General features: G+C 54.2%; 14 protein-coding genes and 1 tRNA gene. 12 read left to right on the top strand and 3 right to left on the bottom strand.

The genetic code is table 11. The features are described from left to right. Positions 1 to 105: 105 nt before the first annotated feature. Entirely contained in the window at positions 106 to 2,244 is a 2,139-nt protein-coding gene (locus CSK29544_RS07800; protein WP_029038990.1) for an ornithine decarboxylase, read from the bottom strand. A 542-nt stretch (positions 2,245 to 2,786) separates the two neighbouring features. Between CSK29544_RS07800 and CSK29544_RS07795 the strand changes: the two genes are divergently transcribed. The 8 genes from CSK29544_RS07795 (at position 2,787) to CSK29544_RS07760 (ending at position 8,733) form a co-directional block, all read left to right on the top strand. Further along, on the top strand, positions 2,787 to 3,506 hold the full coding sequence (locus tag CSK29544_RS07795) for a DUF554 domain-containing protein (RefSeq protein WP_029038989.1): 720 nt from the start codon (positions 2,787 to 2,789) through the stop codon (positions 3,504 to 3,506). 112 nt (positions 3,507 to 3,618) lie between these two features. Then, positions 3,619 to 3,694: transfer RNA gene (locus tag CSK29544_RS07790), tRNA-Phe, on the top strand. Positions 3,695 to 3,823: 129 nt separating this feature from the next. Further along, complete coding sequence (locus CSK29544_RS07785; protein ID WP_029038988.1) at positions 3,824 to 5,401, top strand: site-specific integrase; 1,578 nt, start codon at positions 3,824 to 3,826, stop codon at positions 5,399 to 5,401. Positions 5,402 to 5,445: 44 nt separating this feature from the next. Beyond that, positions 5,446 to 6,381, top strand: a complete 936-nt coding sequence (locus CSK29544_RS07780; RefSeq protein ID WP_029038987.1) for a putative endonuclease domain-containing protein — start codon at positions 5,446 to 5,448, stop codon at positions 6,379 to 6,381. 492 nt (positions 6,382 to 6,873) lie between these two features. Beyond that, positions 6,874 to 7,308: a RadC family protein gene (radC, locus tag CSK29544_RS07775; RefSeq protein WP_052367192.1), complete on the top strand. Its 435-nt coding sequence runs from the start codon at positions 6,874 to 6,876 to the stop codon at positions 7,306 to 7,308. Positions 7,309 to 7,578: 270 nt separating this feature from the next. Beyond that, the gene (locus CSK29544_RS07770; protein ID WP_029038986.1) at positions 7,579 to 8,142 is read left to right on the top strand and encodes a recombinase family protein; all 564 of its coding nucleotides are present in this window, start codon (positions 7,579 to 7,581) and stop codon (positions 8,140 to 8,142) included. Positions 8,143 to 8,171: 29 nt separating this feature from the next. Further along, positions 8,172 to 8,516, top strand: coding sequence for a YkvA family protein (locus tag CSK29544_RS07765; protein WP_029038985.1), 345 nt, complete (start codon positions 8,172 to 8,174; stop codon positions 8,514 to 8,516). After that, complete coding sequence (locus CSK29544_RS07760) at positions 8,500 to 8,733, top strand: hypothetical protein (RefSeq protein ID WP_007805967.1); 234 nt, start codon at positions 8,500 to 8,502, stop codon at positions 8,731 to 8,733. The genes CSK29544_RS07765 and CSK29544_RS07760 overlap by 17 nt, the downstream gene beginning before the upstream one ends. A gap of 84 nt (positions 8,734 to 8,817) precedes the next feature. Here CSK29544_RS07760 and CSK29544_RS07755 read toward each other — a convergent pair whose 3' ends face one another. Next, positions 8,818 to 9,288, bottom strand: a complete 471-nt coding sequence (locus CSK29544_RS07755) for a hypothetical protein (RefSeq protein WP_046622997.1) — start codon at positions 9,286 to 9,288, stop codon at positions 8,818 to 8,820. A gap of 129 nt (positions 9,289 to 9,417) precedes the next feature. Between CSK29544_RS07755 and CSK29544_RS07750 the strand changes: the two genes are divergently transcribed. Then, positions 9,418 to 10,038 (top strand): DUF2238 domain-containing protein, encoded by a 621-nt coding sequence (locus CSK29544_RS07750; protein WP_029038984.1) that lies wholly within the window; start codon positions 9,418 to 9,420, stop codon positions 10,036 to 10,038. A 29-nt stretch (positions 10,039 to 10,067) separates the two neighbouring features. On the opposite strand, the gene CSK29544_RS07745 is transcribed toward CSK29544_RS07750, so the two are convergent. After that, the gene (locus CSK29544_RS07745; protein WP_007764195.1) at positions 10,068 to 11,021 is read right to left on the bottom strand and encodes a LacI family DNA-binding transcriptional regulator; all 954 of its coding nucleotides are present in this window, start codon (positions 11,019 to 11,021) and stop codon (positions 10,068 to 10,070) included. A 290-nt stretch (positions 11,022 to 11,311) separates the two neighbouring features. Here CSK29544_RS07745 and CSK29544_RS07740 point away from each other — a divergent pair, with 290 nt between their 5' ends. From CSK29544_RS07740 to CSK29544_RS07730, 3 genes are all read left to right on the top strand, one after another. Beyond that, positions 11,312 to 11,626, top strand: coding sequence for a PTS sugar transporter subunit IIB (locus CSK29544_RS07740; RefSeq protein WP_004384873.1), 315 nt, complete (start codon positions 11,312 to 11,314; stop codon positions 11,624 to 11,626). Positions 11,627 to 11,642: 16 nt separating this feature from the next. Beyond that, positions 11,643 to 12,968, top strand: a complete 1,326-nt coding sequence (locus CSK29544_RS07735) for a PTS cellobiose transporter subunit IIC (RefSeq protein WP_004384872.1) — start codon at positions 11,643 to 11,645, stop codon at positions 12,966 to 12,968. A 135-nt stretch (positions 12,969 to 13,103) separates the two neighbouring features. After that, the gene (locus tag CSK29544_RS07730) at positions 13,104 to 13,409 is read left to right on the top strand and encodes a PTS lactose/cellobiose transporter subunit IIA (RefSeq protein ID WP_004384871.1); all 306 of its coding nucleotides are present in this window, start codon (positions 13,104 to 13,106) and stop codon (positions 13,407 to 13,409) included. Positions 13,410 to 13,533: the final 124 nt, after the last annotated feature.

Genomic DNA, 13,533 nt, shown 5'->3' with positions numbered 1-13,533 from the left:
TCACGCCCCGCCATCACCAATGACACATAAGGCGCTGAAATTATGTAGGGCGGGTAAGCGCAGCGCACCCGCCAGCGTCACATCCAACACCCGCCCGATAACGCCTTATTCGCGCAACATATACCCGTACAACCGCTTAATGCCGTCCGGGTCGGTCTGGCTGTAAACGCCCTGCAACTCAGGCGAAAAGCCCGGCAACAGGTTCACGCCCTCTTCCAGCGCCAGGAAATAACGCAGCGCCGCGCCGCCCCACACCTCGCCGGGCACCACGCACAACACGCCCGGCGGATACGGCAGCGCGCCTTCCGCCGCCACGCGCCCTTCGGCCTCGCTCAGACGCACCAGCTCCACGTTGCCGCGAATATACTCCACATTCGCCTGCTGCGGATTCATCACCACCTGCGGCAGCTCGGCTTTACGGAACATCGCCCGCTGCAACGCCTTCACGTCGAAACTCACGTACAGGTTATGCATCTCCTGACAAAGCTGGCGCAGCGTGTAGCCTTTGTAACGCACCGGATATTTCTGGCAGATCGTCGGCAGCACGTCAGCAAGCGGCGTGTCGTCTTCAATATGTTGCTCGAAGCGCGCCAGCATCGCGACCAGGTGCGCCATCTTCTGCGCGCTCTCGGCGGGAGTGAGCAAAAACAGGATCGAGTTAAGATCCGCTTTTTCCGGCACGATGCCGTTTTCTCGCAGGTAATTGGCGAGGATTGCCGCCGGGACGCCAAAATCGCTGTACTCGCCGGTTTCGGCATCAATACCGGGAGTGGTCAACAGCAGTTTGCACGGATCGACAAAATATTGCTCGCGCGCGTAACCGGCGAAACCGTGCCACGCCGCGCCCGGCTCAAAGCTGAAAAAGCGCCGCTCGCGGGCAATCGCGTCCGTCGGGTGATCCTGCCACGGCCGCCCCGCCACCGTATCCGGGATAAACGGCTTGATCATGTGGCAGTTGGCGATGATCGCTTTGCGCGCTTCGATTCCAAGTTCCACGCACTCGGCCCACAACCGCTTGCCGCTCTCCCCTTCGTGGATTTTGGCGTTCACATCCAGCGCCGCGAACAGCGGATAAAACGGGCTGGTGGAGGCGTGCAGCATAAAGGCGTTATTGAGCCGCTTGTGCGGGCAAAAGCGCGCCTGGCCGCGGATATGGTTATCTTTTTTGTGGATCTGCGAGGTCTGCGAGAACCCGGCCTGCTGCTTATGCACCGACTGCGTGACGAAAATCCCCGGATCGTTTTCATTGAGATCCAGCAGCAGCGGCGAGCAGTCGGCCATCATCGGGATGAACTGTTCGTAGCCGACCCACGCGGAATCAAACAGGATGTAATCACACAGGTGGCCGATTTTATCCACCACCTGACGGGCGTTATAGACGGTGCCGTCGTAGGTGCCAAGCTGGATCACCGCCAGGCGGAACGGACGCGCCTCCTGCGCGCGTGACGGCGCGACTTCGGCAATCAGCTCACGCAGATACGCCTCGTCGAAGCAGCGCTCGTCGATCCCGCCGATAAACCCAAACGGGTTACGCGCCGCTTCAAGATAGACCGGCGTCGCGCCCGCCTGAATCAGCGCCCCGTGATGGTTCGATTTATGGTTGTTACGATCGAACAACACCAGATCGCCCTGTGTCAGCAGCGCGTTGGTCACCACCTTATTGGCCGCCGATGTGCCGTTGAGCACAAAATAGGTTTTATCGGCGTGAAAGACCTTCGCGGCAAATTTCTGCGCGTGTTTGGCGGAGCCTTCGTGGATCAGCAAATCGCCCAGTTTGACGTCGGCGTTGCACATATCGGCGCGAAACACGTTCTCACCGAAGAAATCGTAAAACTGCCGGCCCGCCGGATGCTTTTTAAAGAACTCGCCGTGCTGGTGGCCGGGGCATGCGAAGGTGCTGTTTTGCATCTCTACATACTGCGTCAGCGTGTCGAAAAACGGCGGCAGCAGGCTCTCTTCATACGCGAACGCCGCGCTTTCAAGCGCCAGAAACTCCTGCGACGTTCCCGTGAGCGTGCCGCTGACCGGCGCGTCGCAGCTTTCGCCATTCTGAAGATAAACAAAAACCGGCAGGTTAAAACCGGTGCGCTTAAGCAGCGCGAGAATACCGCTGCGCGTATCGGCCACGGAAAGCACCACGGCGGCCACGTCGGTGAAGTCGGTGCTATCGAGCCCCACCACGTCGCGGGAGGTTGAAAGCAGAGGAGCCACGGCGTGGCTGGCGGCAATTTTTAACGATTTCATAAGCACAAAAACCCTGAGTGTCGGTGTAAGCGCCTTCGGGCACGGCAACGGGACGGTATCCCGGCGAAACGATGAGGTCTGACTGGTTACCAGCTCCGACCGCGAGACATCAGTAAAAGCAGAGCGCGCCTGGTTTTACTGTTGTCCGGCAGTGAGCGTACGGTGGCCTCACCGCATGGTGGGCATGGAGAAGTATGGCGGACAGACATGACGGGCGCGCGGCATTGTGCAATGTCGCGAAGAAATGACGGCTGGCAGCGAACGCGCGGTCATAACACACCCTGTCTGATGGAGAAAAGTCGCGCAATCATGTCACCTTACGCCGTGTGGGGCAAGACAGCGCGCGGAGAAAATCGGGGTTTTAAGCATGATTTTAATCTGAGCATTTTTTATCATTTTGATTATTATGGGATAAAATAAATGGTTAAAATAAGTAATCATCATATTCGCATAAAAATGCCATTGCCGGGCGCGCTTTCCTCCCTCCGGCAACAGGCTTATGCTGACCCTCATCGCGAGACCAACTTAAGCAGGAGCACAATGTGGTAACCGGACCTTTTATCAATGCGGCGGCGGTGCTGCTCGGCGGACTGCTCGGCGCGGCGTTAAGCCAGCGGCTTCCCGAGCGGCTGCGCAGTTCGATGCCCTCGATCTTCGGCCTGGCGTCGCTCGGCATTGGCATTTTACTGGTGGTGAAGTGCGTGAACCTGCCGGTGATGGTGCTCTCGATGCTGCTCGGCGCGCTGATTGGCGAGCTCTGCTATATCGAAAAAGGAATCATCAATCTGGTGCATGGCCTGAACGGCGTGGCGCGCCGGTTGCGGCCCGGTAAAAACGCGCGGCCCGCGCAGGATAATTTCGTCCAGAGTTTTGTGGCGATCATCGTGCTGTTTTGCGCGAGCGGAACCGGCATTTTTGGCGCGATGCGCGAAGGCATGACCGGCGACAATAGCCTGCTTATCGCCAAAGCGTTTCTCGATTTCTTCACCGCCACGATTTTCGCCACAACGCTTGGCGCCGCCGTCGCGGCCATCTCCCTGCCGATGCTGCTTATCCAGTTAGCGCTCGCCGCCGGCGCGGTATTTATCCTGCCGCTGACCACACCCGCGATGATGGGCGATTTTACTGCGACGGGCGGTTTGCTGTTGCTGGCGACGGGCCTGCGCATCTGCGGCATTAAGATGTTCGCGGTGGTGAATCTGCTGCCCGCGCTGCTGATTTCAATGCCGCTTTCCGCGCTCTGGACGCATTTCTTCGCGTAAGGCGTTAAAACGGCTATTTCGCAAGCAAAGTGGCGCAGGAATGGGCGGGCGGCGCAGAATTCGCGGAATTTCGTTGACGTCGAAAGGTGAATCGGGTTTAATGCGCCCCGTTGCCCGGATAGCTCAGTCGGTAGAGCAGGGGATTGAAAATCCCCGTGTCCTTGGTTCGATTCCGAGTCCGGGCACCACTCATTTACAACCCTCGCTTCGGCGGGGGTTTTTGCTTTCTGAGTCAACAACTTGTTGGTTTATCAGTAGTTACCGCCCTCATCTCTCCTCCGGCCCCGCTTCCCGGTGGTACAAAAAGGTGGTACAAAATGGGCATTATGATAAAGCCTACCAAAGACCGAAACGGCACCTACTACATCCGCAAAGCGGTTCCTCTGGAGCTGCGTTCAGCCATCGGCAAAGGCGAACTAAAACGTTCCCTTGAGACGAAAGACCTCGGACAAGCCAAGCTCAAAGCCCCTGCCGCTCTGGCAAAAATTAACGCTATCATCCAGAACGCCAAAGCAGAGCGCTCCGTAACGCAGGACGACACAGAGGTGATCGCTTCGGTATGGATGACCAGAATCCTCCAGCAACCAGAAACCATCAAAGCACGTTATGTACGGCAATACGATTATGGTTATGGCCTGACCGCCGATAACGAACAACTAAACGAATGCCTCCGTAAAGGCGAATCAGCCAGCGAAGCCGACTTCCGGCTAATCACTCAACTGCTACAACCAGAACTCGAAGAAGCCCTTCAATGGGCACCTGCTGAACTTACCCCGGCGTGGAAACAAAAACTCGCATGGCGCCTCGCAGAATGCAGAATCAGTACTACTGAAATGTACATTGTCGATGAGCTTCCTGTGTACAACGCCACCACTGCCACGCAGAAAAAGAAAAACCTCAGCTTTTCTGGTTTGTTCGAGCATTACAAGACACATATCCAGCGAACCGAAGAAGACAGAGCGGCATCACGACGTATCCGTGATTACACTCCCTCAGCTAATCGCTTTATCAAATTCATCGGTGATAAGCCCATCCGAGACATCTCGAAGAGTGACCTTTCGGCGTTCCGTACGCTCCTGGAGCAGACCCCGGCTAACCGCAGTAAGGCCGTCAACTTGCTGTCGCTGGAGAATCAGGCCAAAGCTCAGGGCAAGAAACTCAGCGCCAACACCGTGCGAAACAACTTCATGCACCTCTCGGCCATGTTCACTGTTGCACTCCAAGACGATCTCGTGGATGAACATCCCTTCGATAGTTTCAAAATGCGTAAAAAAGTGCAGACGATCAATGAGGATATCCCGTTCACTGACGACGAAATCAGGACGATTTTCCGGCTATCTCTGTTTCACGGTGAGCAGTCTCACTATGGCGAAATGGCGTACTGGATACCGATAATCCTTTACTACACCGGGGCTCGCGTTGAGGAGATCGGACAGCTCCGCAGGGCTGATATTGTGGATGACTTCGGCGTTCCCTGCTTCAAAATCCAGATGGGAGAAGATCAATCAGTCAAAACTGCTGGCTCCGTGCGTTATGTACCCATACACAGCCATGTACTGGAGCTGGGCTTTATGGATTTCGTTAATACCAGAGAAGGCCAGCTCTTTGCTGAAAAATCTGACGTTAATGATAAATACGCATACAACTACAGTCGGTGGTGGGGAAGATTGATCCGTAAGCATGGTATCCGTAAGGAAGTTAAGCCCTGTCACAGTTTCCGGCACTACTTCATTACTCAATGCCGTGCTCTAGACGTCCGCGAAGACACACAAAACAACATCCTCGGCCACGTTCCCGGTTCCGTCCCACGGCGTTACGGCAAGTACTTGATTGAAACAAGCCGGATACTCATTGAGCAGATCCCCAGACTGGAGCTAAAGCGACTGGAAAAATGATTTTCAGCGGTATAAGGCACAGTAACTTACTGGAGATTATCAAAATGTTAAGAATTCCTGACTCGGACTGGCGGATCGTTGATGGAGCCCCCCAACTTTCCGTTGCTTTCTTGCGGAAAATGACGCCTCAGGCAGCCAGATTTACTCAATGGGCACAGCGGACACATGCCAAATTGCTCAAGACTCCCGAAAATGTCCTGTCGTGCTGCACATCCGGCCTGATTGAAGGTAAAATTCCCGACAAAAACGGCTGGCTTACCGCTGGTGATGCCCTTACCCTGCTGACTTACAGTATCCACTCCAGCCAGAATGGGCTTCTCATAGATGCCATTGAGCAAAAATCTGGTCTGAAACTCCCGGTAAAGCCCGGCGAAAGCCGCCTTGAGGGGCAATTTGGCGTCAAATTACACGATTTGATCGTCGAACTAAGGCAACAACCACAATTCAGAAGCTATGAACTCGAACGGCAAAAGCAGGTCGGCCCCTACAGAGTGGATTTCTTCCTTACCGAGCAGTGGTATACCGATATGGCAAAAGGGGAAACTGCTAAACGCCAGTTCATCATTGAATTTGACGAGGAGGCTCACAGAACGACGCGTTATCAATTCAATGATAAACGGCGGGATCGCTGGTTACGGAAAAATCAGCCTGATGTAAAGTTAATCAGGGTCAGACATGCAGAACAGGAAGTATGGCTGGAAGCGGTCCGCCAGCTAAAGCGGTTCGTCAGTGTGGAGGATTGCTATGCCCACTGCCTGCGAATGGCCTGTATTAGCCTTTCAGAATCCACGTTAAAGATAAGCAGCGAGTCAGCCCGAAAAGCCTATGATGCAGCACATAATGAATGCAGTTTCCTTCTAAAAAGCCCACGGCAGCCTCTCAGTGAGATGGGTAAACTGCTGGACAGGCTGACAATCCCCTTTGATAAACGCAGGGACAGATACTTCCAGCGTGCAAAATTGAGGTCATACGGCATATAAACTGAAAAGTTGCATCAAAAGTTACAACAAAAGCCTAAAGGACTAGGCTTTTCTATCTGTTCAAACGTTGCAACCTTTGAAACCTAACCCCAAGACACTTATATAGATTTATAGGGTTCTATCAATTTTTATTACTCAAATTCATCTTACTCATAGCATCTTACAGATAATTATCCTTAAGCTATCAACGCTAACTCGAATTTACCAAAGGTGCAAAGTTACCGCCATATCAATACGTCGAACTGAGCGACAGCTTAATGATTTTGCTGCCTCTACTCCCCCAAAAGTTCTTTTCACGTCAGAAGTCACCAGACGTCCTGTAGGCCTCTCACGGCCTTTCTGCATTCAAGGCATGAATCACTTCTGAACTCAGCTCAGAGGCCCGTACAGATCGTCAGGCAGGCATCCAAAGCCGCTCGCTCAATCCTTCTTTCCAAGACTCCCCGCTCCGCAGGTACAAGAAATATGCAGATCACAACAGGAGGCTGAATCATGCATGATGAAATAATCACTCAGGCCCGCGAAATCCTCACTCAACGGCTCTACCGTACCGACACACTGGCATCACCGAAGGACACTGCGAGTTATCTGGCTTTACAGCTTGGCGATCGGGAGCAGGAAGTGTTCAGCGTGATATTCCTCGACAACCGGAATCACGTCCTGAACTATCAGGAAATGTTCCACGGCAGTATAGCAACAACGCCAGTCTACCCCCGCGAGATTGCCCGGCAGGCGCTTAAGCTCAACGCCGCAGCTGTTATCTGTTCCCATAATCATCCATCTGGCAACGCCGAGCCATCCGTTCAGGATAAAGCGATAACGCTCAACATTCAGAAAGTTATGGAGCTAATCGAAGTCCGACTGGTAGATCACATCGTCGTGGGCGGCGGTCAAACAGTTTCATTCGCAGAAAGGGGCTGGCTATGAACTGGAAATCCTTACTTGTTGAAGCCCTGATAATGGCTCTGACAACCTTTGCAACCGTCTTCTTCCGGGGAATGGCAGCACGCTACGCCTCAGAAGAAGATTTCCTCTAATCCCCTACTACCGCTAGACCCATACCAATAGCCCATGCCCTAAAGATCTGCCATCGCCGCAACGGTGAAATGCCGCTCTCACCCCTGTCACAAGGTTGGTTTGGCATTTTGGCAGGTCTTTGCATCCTAGCATGACCTATTGGCAGGGTAAGGAGTTCAAATGGCTACAGTCGGCTACGCCCGCGTGTCCACCACAGGGCAAAGTCTGGATACACAACTCGAAGCCCTGTCAGGCTGCGAAAAGGTTTTCAGGGAAAAAATCAGTGGGGCCAAGGATGACCGTCCAGAGCTACAGGCAATGCTCGAGTTTGTTCGTGAGGGTGACATAGTACAGGTAACGAAGCTGGACCGCCTCGCCCGTAACACCCGTCATCTACTGGAGGTGTCAGAATACCTTCAGGGGAAAGGCGTGGCGTTAAATATCCTCAATATCGGCATCAATACGGCCACACCAACCGGAAAGCTCATGTTGACCATGATTGGGGCTATCGCCACGTTTGAGCGTGAAATGATGCTGGAACGTCAGGCTGAGGGGATCGCACTGGCAAAACTCAAAGGGAAGTACAAAGGTCGGAAAGCGACTGCCAGAAGTAAAGCTCAAGAAATTATAGATTTGGTCGAAAAAGGTATGAGTAAACCGGCGATTTCTCGGGAGTTAGGTATCGGGATCACAAGTATTTATCGGATCATTCGGAACGAACGTCCTGATCTGTTAGACAAGTGATATGAAAACACAAATGTGAGGAAATGTTAATGGATGGGACTAGCAAGATCGAGATTGAAGACTACAACGAGGACGGATTTTGGTCAAAAGTTAAGAAGTACTGTAAAGCGATCGGGAAAGACTCGCTTGAGCAGGTACTCCGTCTGTATTACGCCTTGGATAGTGAAAACTGCACAGCTAAACACAGAGCAACCATCTACGGGGCGCTGGCGTACTTGGTATCGCCGATAGATATTATCCCCGATTTAACGCCGATACTCGGGTATACGGATGACATGGCTGTAATCGCTGCCGCCCTTGTAGCAGTGGCAGGTTGCATAGATGATGCAGTTAAAGGTAAAGCAAAAGGGAAGGCTGATGAGCTTATTGACTAGATGGGCCAATAAATTACTACCTGATACAGCAAAAGAGAAAATCATCAAACACGAAGTGAAGAAACTGGTTAATGAAAAGCTTAAGCTTGATGGTGAGCTAGACAAGCATGTTGATGCAATAGCCGAAAAGGTTATGGGCAAAGTGGATGCCTCAACCATATTCGAGGCAAAGGATATCTACGACAAGCTCAAGTCAGCTAAAACCAACAAGGATTGACAGCTAGTTCGTTAACATCAAAGTCGTGGTATCTGGTACAAAACAGTGGTACATTCGGAATCGAAGCGTAAAGGTAACTTACTGTTATTCGGTGATTTCGTTGCTATGACAACGAATCCTTGGTTCGATTCCGAGTCCGGGCACCACTAATTTAGAGAACCCGTCCACAAGGCGGGTTTTTGCTTTTGGAGAGCCGGACTCTCCATCGAACTGCGTTCGATTCACTCGCCGCATCCCTGCGACTCGCCCTGCGGGCAGCGCGATGCGCTGTGCAAAAACGCTCCCGGCGTTTTTGTCCGGTCCGGGCACCACTAATTTAAAGAACCCGCCCATAAGGCGGGTTTTTGCTTTTGGAGAGCCGGACTCTTCATCGAACTGCGTTCGATTCACTCGTCGCATCCCTGCGACTCGCCCTGCGGGCAGCGCGATGCGCTGTGCAAAAACGCTCCCGGCGTTTTTGTCCGGTCCGGGTACCACTAATTTAAAGAACCCGCCCACAAGGCGGGTTTTTGCTTTTGGCGAGCCGGACTCTCCATCGAACTGCGTTCGATTCACTCGTCGCATCCCTGCGACTCGCCCTGCGGGCAGCGCGATGCGCTGTGCAAAAACGCTCCCGTTGTTCTCTCCTTGCAAACCCCCTCTTTTGCGCTAAACAGTAACTTTTACCCAGGTGAAGGATCGCTGATGCCGCTCTCCCGCCCGCTGTATCTCTCTGTCGGCACATTGCTGCTGGCGCTGCTGCTTATTCTCACCGCGCTGACCACCGAACGACGGCTCACCTGGCTGATGGAAGTGGTGCCGGTGTTTATCGTGGTGCCGGTGCTGTGGACCACCGCCAAGCGCTACCCGCTCACGCCGCTGCTTTATGCGTTGATTTTCACCGGCTGCGTGTCGCTTATCGTTGGTGGGATGTATTCCTACGCGCGGGTGCCTGTCGGGTTTATGGTGCAGGAGTTGCTCGGGATGGCGCGCAACCCATATGACCGGTTCGGCCATGTGTTGCAGGGTTTAGTGGTGTCGCTTTCGGCGCGGGAAGTGCTGGCGCGCGGCGGCTACCGGCTCGGCGCGAAAATGCTCGCGTTCCTGGTCTGCTGCGTGACGCTTGCTATCAGCGCCTTTTACGAGCTGATTGAGTGGTGGGTGGCGCTGGCGCTCGGCAAAGACGCGGATGATTTTCTCGGCACGCAAGGCGACGAGTGGGATACGCAGGCGGATATGCTCTGCGCGCTCCTCGGCGCGTTTATCTCGGTGTTTGCGCTGGCGCGCGGCCACAACCGCCAGCTTAAACGCGTAATGCGCGAATAAAAAAGCCGCCCGCAGGCGGCCTGATGCGTTTAGCGCTTGCGCATCTCCGGCAGGAAGAGATCGCCGCGCAGCACGCCGCTGCCCAGCACATCCTGCGTCTTTTCATTCAGCCAGCCCACAATGCGCGCGGCCATGACGTCCATCGAATATTCAATGGCCGGAATCGTCGGCACGCCCGGCATTTGCAGCGTACCCGCGAGGCTGAAGACCATGATGTCGTCCGGCACCGATTTATTAAAGGCCTGAAGCTGCGGAATAACCCGCTGCGCCTCCTGATCGTCCGCCACCAGCAGCGCGTTGAAGTTAAGCGTCGTCGCGTTGTTGAGCAACTCCTGCAACGCCACCGAGGAGGAAGTGGCGTCCATAAACACCAGGTTACGGTTAAACGGCAGGAAGTTGCGCTCCAGCGCCAGTTTATAGCCAAGCAGCACCTGATCGGCGAAGCCGTTGCCCTGCGGGTAAATCAGGGCTATCTGGCGGCGGTTCTGCCGAATCAGATAGTTACAGGCGGTTTCGACGGCGAACGCGTGATCGTAATGCAGACTGGGGGCGTTTTCGCTCTCCATGCAGTCCACGAGGATCACATTTTCCTGAGTGATGTTTAACGGAAACCGCGCGCCGATAATCAGCACGTCGTCGCACAGGCCGCTGGTAAGTTCGTCCAGCGCGTTCATCACTTCATGCTTGCTGTTAGCAAAGCGCAGCAGCAGGTGTTTCTGGTGCTGGCTGAGCTGTTTTTCCAGCGCGTAGAGATAGCCCGTGGTCTGGTTGATATTCTCCTGCGCGCAGATAACGCCGATACAGCCGGTGCTCTGGCTTAACAGCGACTGTGCGATAACATTGGGCCGGTAATTGAGTTCATCGACGGCTTTTAGCACGGCCTGACGGCTGGCTTCCTTCACGCCGCGCGATCCGCTCAACACCCGTGACACCGTGGCCTTTGAGACCCCGGCCAGACGCGATACGTCGTTGATTGTTGACATCTTTTTCCCCTGGCAGAAACCTGGCTTTCTGCGTCAAATTTTCATCAAAAATCGTTCAGATGATAACCGCCTGAAGTATATCCGTTTCCCGAAATCATGGAAACCGATTTTCCGTTTCGTGTCCGTGGTACGCATTTCGCCCGAAAAGCTGTGACACAAATCCAATTAATTCTCGCGATAAAGCGGAGATCATGACGGGTTTCACACTTCTCTTTTTTATAAATGGAAATCGGTTTCCATATCCTATCCAATCATCTCCGCAATAAGTTTTTACATTTAAGGATGAGGCCATGTACAAGATTATGCTGTGTTGCTCTGCGGGGATGTCCACCAGTTTGCTGGTGAGAAAGATGGTTGATGCGGCAGGGGAACGGGATCTTCCCGTACAGATTGAAGCCTGGGGCGTTGCCGAATTTGATACGCAGTTTCCAAAGTATCAGGTGGTGCTGCTCGGGCCGCAGGTGAAGTATATGTTACCGACGCTGTCGCAAAAGGCTGCCGCTCACGGCATTCCTGTTCAGGCCATCGACATGATGGATTACGGAATGCAGCGTGGCGACAAAGTGCTGGATTACGCGCTCTCGCTTATTGAAGCCGCGCATTAGAAACAGGATCTCGCCCATGAGTTCTTTATATCAGTCGATGGTTGCCGTTATTGAACAGACGATTACGCCGCTCGCCGGGAAACTCGGCCAGCAGAAATATGTTATCGCCATTCGTGACGGCTTCACCGCGGCGCTGCCGTTCATGATTATCGGCTCGTTTATGCTGGTGTTTATCTTCCCGCCGTTCTCTGCCGATACCACGGTCGGCTTTGCCCGCGCCTGGCTCGATTTCTCGCAGACGTACCGCGAACAGCTAATGCTGCCGTTTAATCTCAGCATGGGCGTGATGACCTTTTTTATTTCCGTTGGCGTCGGCGCGAGCCTCGGGCGTCAGTTCCAGCTCGATCCCGTCATGGCGGGTCTGCTGGCGTTTATGGCGTTCCTGCTGGTGGCCGCCCCCTACGCCGACGGCAAAATCTCCACGCAGTATCTCTCAGGCCAGGGCATTTTCACGGCGCTGATTACGGCGATTTACTCCACCCGCGTCTACGCGTGGCTCAAGGAGCACAAGGTGACCATCCGCCTGCCGAAAGAGGTGCCGACCGGCGTGGCGCGCTCGTTTGAAATTCTCATTCCGGTTATCGCGGTGATGGGAACGCTGCACCCGCTGAACCTGTTTATCGAAGCGCAAACCGGCATGATCATGCCGCAGGCGATTATGCATCTGCTGGAGCCGCTGGTTTCCGCGTCGGACTCCCTGCCTGCCGTATTGCTCTCCGTGTTGCTGTGCCAGATCTTCTGGTTTGCGGGCATTCACGGCTCGCTTATCGTCACCGGCATTATGAACCCGTTCTGGATGGCGAACCTCTCCGCCAACCAGGCGGCGCTGGCCGCAGGGGCCGCGCTGCCGCACACTTATCTGCAAGGCTTCTGGGATCACTACCTGTTGATCGGCGGCGTCGGCTGCACCCTGCCGCTGGCATTTTTACTGCTTAAAAGCCGGGCGACACACCTGCGCACCATCGGCAAAATGGGCATCGTACCGAGCTTTTTTAATATCAACGAACCGATTCTGTTCGGCGCGCCGATCATCATGAACCCCATTCTGTTTATCCCGTTCGTCTGCGTGCCGCTGGTCAACGCCGTACTCGCCTGGACCGCCACACGACTGGGGCTGATTGAACAGGTGGTGTCGCTCACGCCCTGGACGACGCCTGCGCCCATCGGCGCTTCCTGGGCCGCCAACTGGGCGCTGGCCCCGGTGGTGATGTGCCTTATCTGCATGGTGATGTCGGCGTTAATTTATCTCCCGTTCCTGCGCGCCTATGAACGCTCACTTATCAAGACCGAAGAGCTGAAAGCGCGTAACGCGGCCCCACAGGCGCAAACCGTGACCGGATAATTCCCGTCGCGCCAGGGACGGCGCGGCTCAAATAACGACACCGGAAATAACAGGCATTAAACGCGTGGCGGTATTTCGCTATGCGGGGAGCGTTACGCCTTTTTATTCCCTTTCATCAATGAAGAGTAACAAAGAATGATTGCACTGGAAGAAGCGGTAATGGAAATCATCGTCAATGCGGGGCAGTCGCGCAGCCTCTGCTTTGAAGCGCTGCACGCCGCGCGGGCGGGCAATTTCAGCGAGGCGCAACATCTACTGCGCGAAGCCGACGGCTACGCCCGTCAGGCGCATAAGATGCAGACGAAGCTGATTGAGCAGGACGCGGGCGAAGGCCGCCAGCCGATGACCTTAATTATGGTTCACGCGCAGGATCATTTAATGAATTCCCTGCTGGCGCGCGAATTTTCTGAAGAGCTGATTCATTTATATCAGCGTCAGTAAATAAATTATTTTATTCGCGGCAGAAGATCCTCTGTGGGCGATAAATAAACCGCTGTACCCGAAACGACGTAAATACGCTTTTCCGATGATAGCGCATTAATTCTGGCCCGCCAGAAGGGAAAGC

The organism is Cronobacter sakazakii (genome assembly GCF_000982825.1).
Lineage (GTDB): Bacteria > Pseudomonadota > Gammaproteobacteria > Enterobacterales > Enterobacteriaceae > Cronobacter > Cronobacter sakazakii.
This window is presented reverse-complemented; position numbering and strand designations above follow the sequence as displayed.

What these genes read in the sequence shown, in the direction of transcription:
- CSK29544_RS07800 (WP_029038990.1), bottom strand. Translation starts at nt 2,244, where the DNA reads ATGAAATCGTTAAAAATTGCCGCCAGCCACGCCGTGGCTCCTCTGCTT.
- CSK29544_RS07785 (WP_029038988.1), top strand. Translation starts at nt 3,824, where the DNA reads ATGGGCATTATGATAAAGCCTACCAAAGACCGAAACGGCACCTACTAC.
- CSK29544_RS07780 (WP_029038987.1), top strand. Translation starts at nt 5,446, where the DNA reads ATGTTAAGAATTCCTGACTCGGACTGGCGGATCGTTGATGGAGCCCCC.
- radC (WP_052367192.1), top strand. Translation starts at nt 6,874, where the DNA reads ATGCATGATGAAATAATCACTCAGGCCCGCGAAATCCTCACTCAACGG.
- CSK29544_RS07770 (WP_029038986.1), top strand. Translation starts at nt 7,579, where the DNA reads ATGGCTACAGTCGGCTACGCCCGCGTGTCCACCACAGGGCAAAGTCTG.
- CSK29544_RS07765 (WP_029038985.1), top strand. Translation starts at nt 8,172, where the DNA reads ATGGATGGGACTAGCAAGATCGAGATTGAAGACTACAACGAGGACGGA.
- CSK29544_RS07760 (WP_007805967.1), top strand. Translation starts at nt 8,500, where the DNA reads ATGAGCTTATTGACTAGATGGGCCAATAAATTACTACCTGATACAGCA.
- CSK29544_RS07750 (WP_029038984.1), top strand. Translation starts at nt 9,418, where the DNA reads ATGCCGCTCTCCCGCCCGCTGTATCTCTCTGTCGGCACATTGCTGCTG.
- CSK29544_RS07745 (WP_007764195.1), bottom strand. Translation starts at nt 11,021, where the DNA reads ATGTCAACAATCAACGACGTATCGCGTCTGGCCGGGGTCTCAAAGGCC.
- CSK29544_RS07740 (WP_004384873.1), top strand. Translation starts at nt 11,312, where the DNA reads ATGTACAAGATTATGCTGTGTTGCTCTGCGGGGATGTCCACCAGTTTG.
- CSK29544_RS07735 (WP_004384872.1), top strand. Translation starts at nt 11,643, where the DNA reads ATGAGTTCTTTATATCAGTCGATGGTTGCCGTTATTGAACAGACGATT.
- CSK29544_RS07730 (WP_004384871.1), top strand. Translation starts at nt 13,104, where the DNA reads ATGATTGCACTGGAAGAAGCGGTAATGGAAATCATCGTCAATGCGGGG.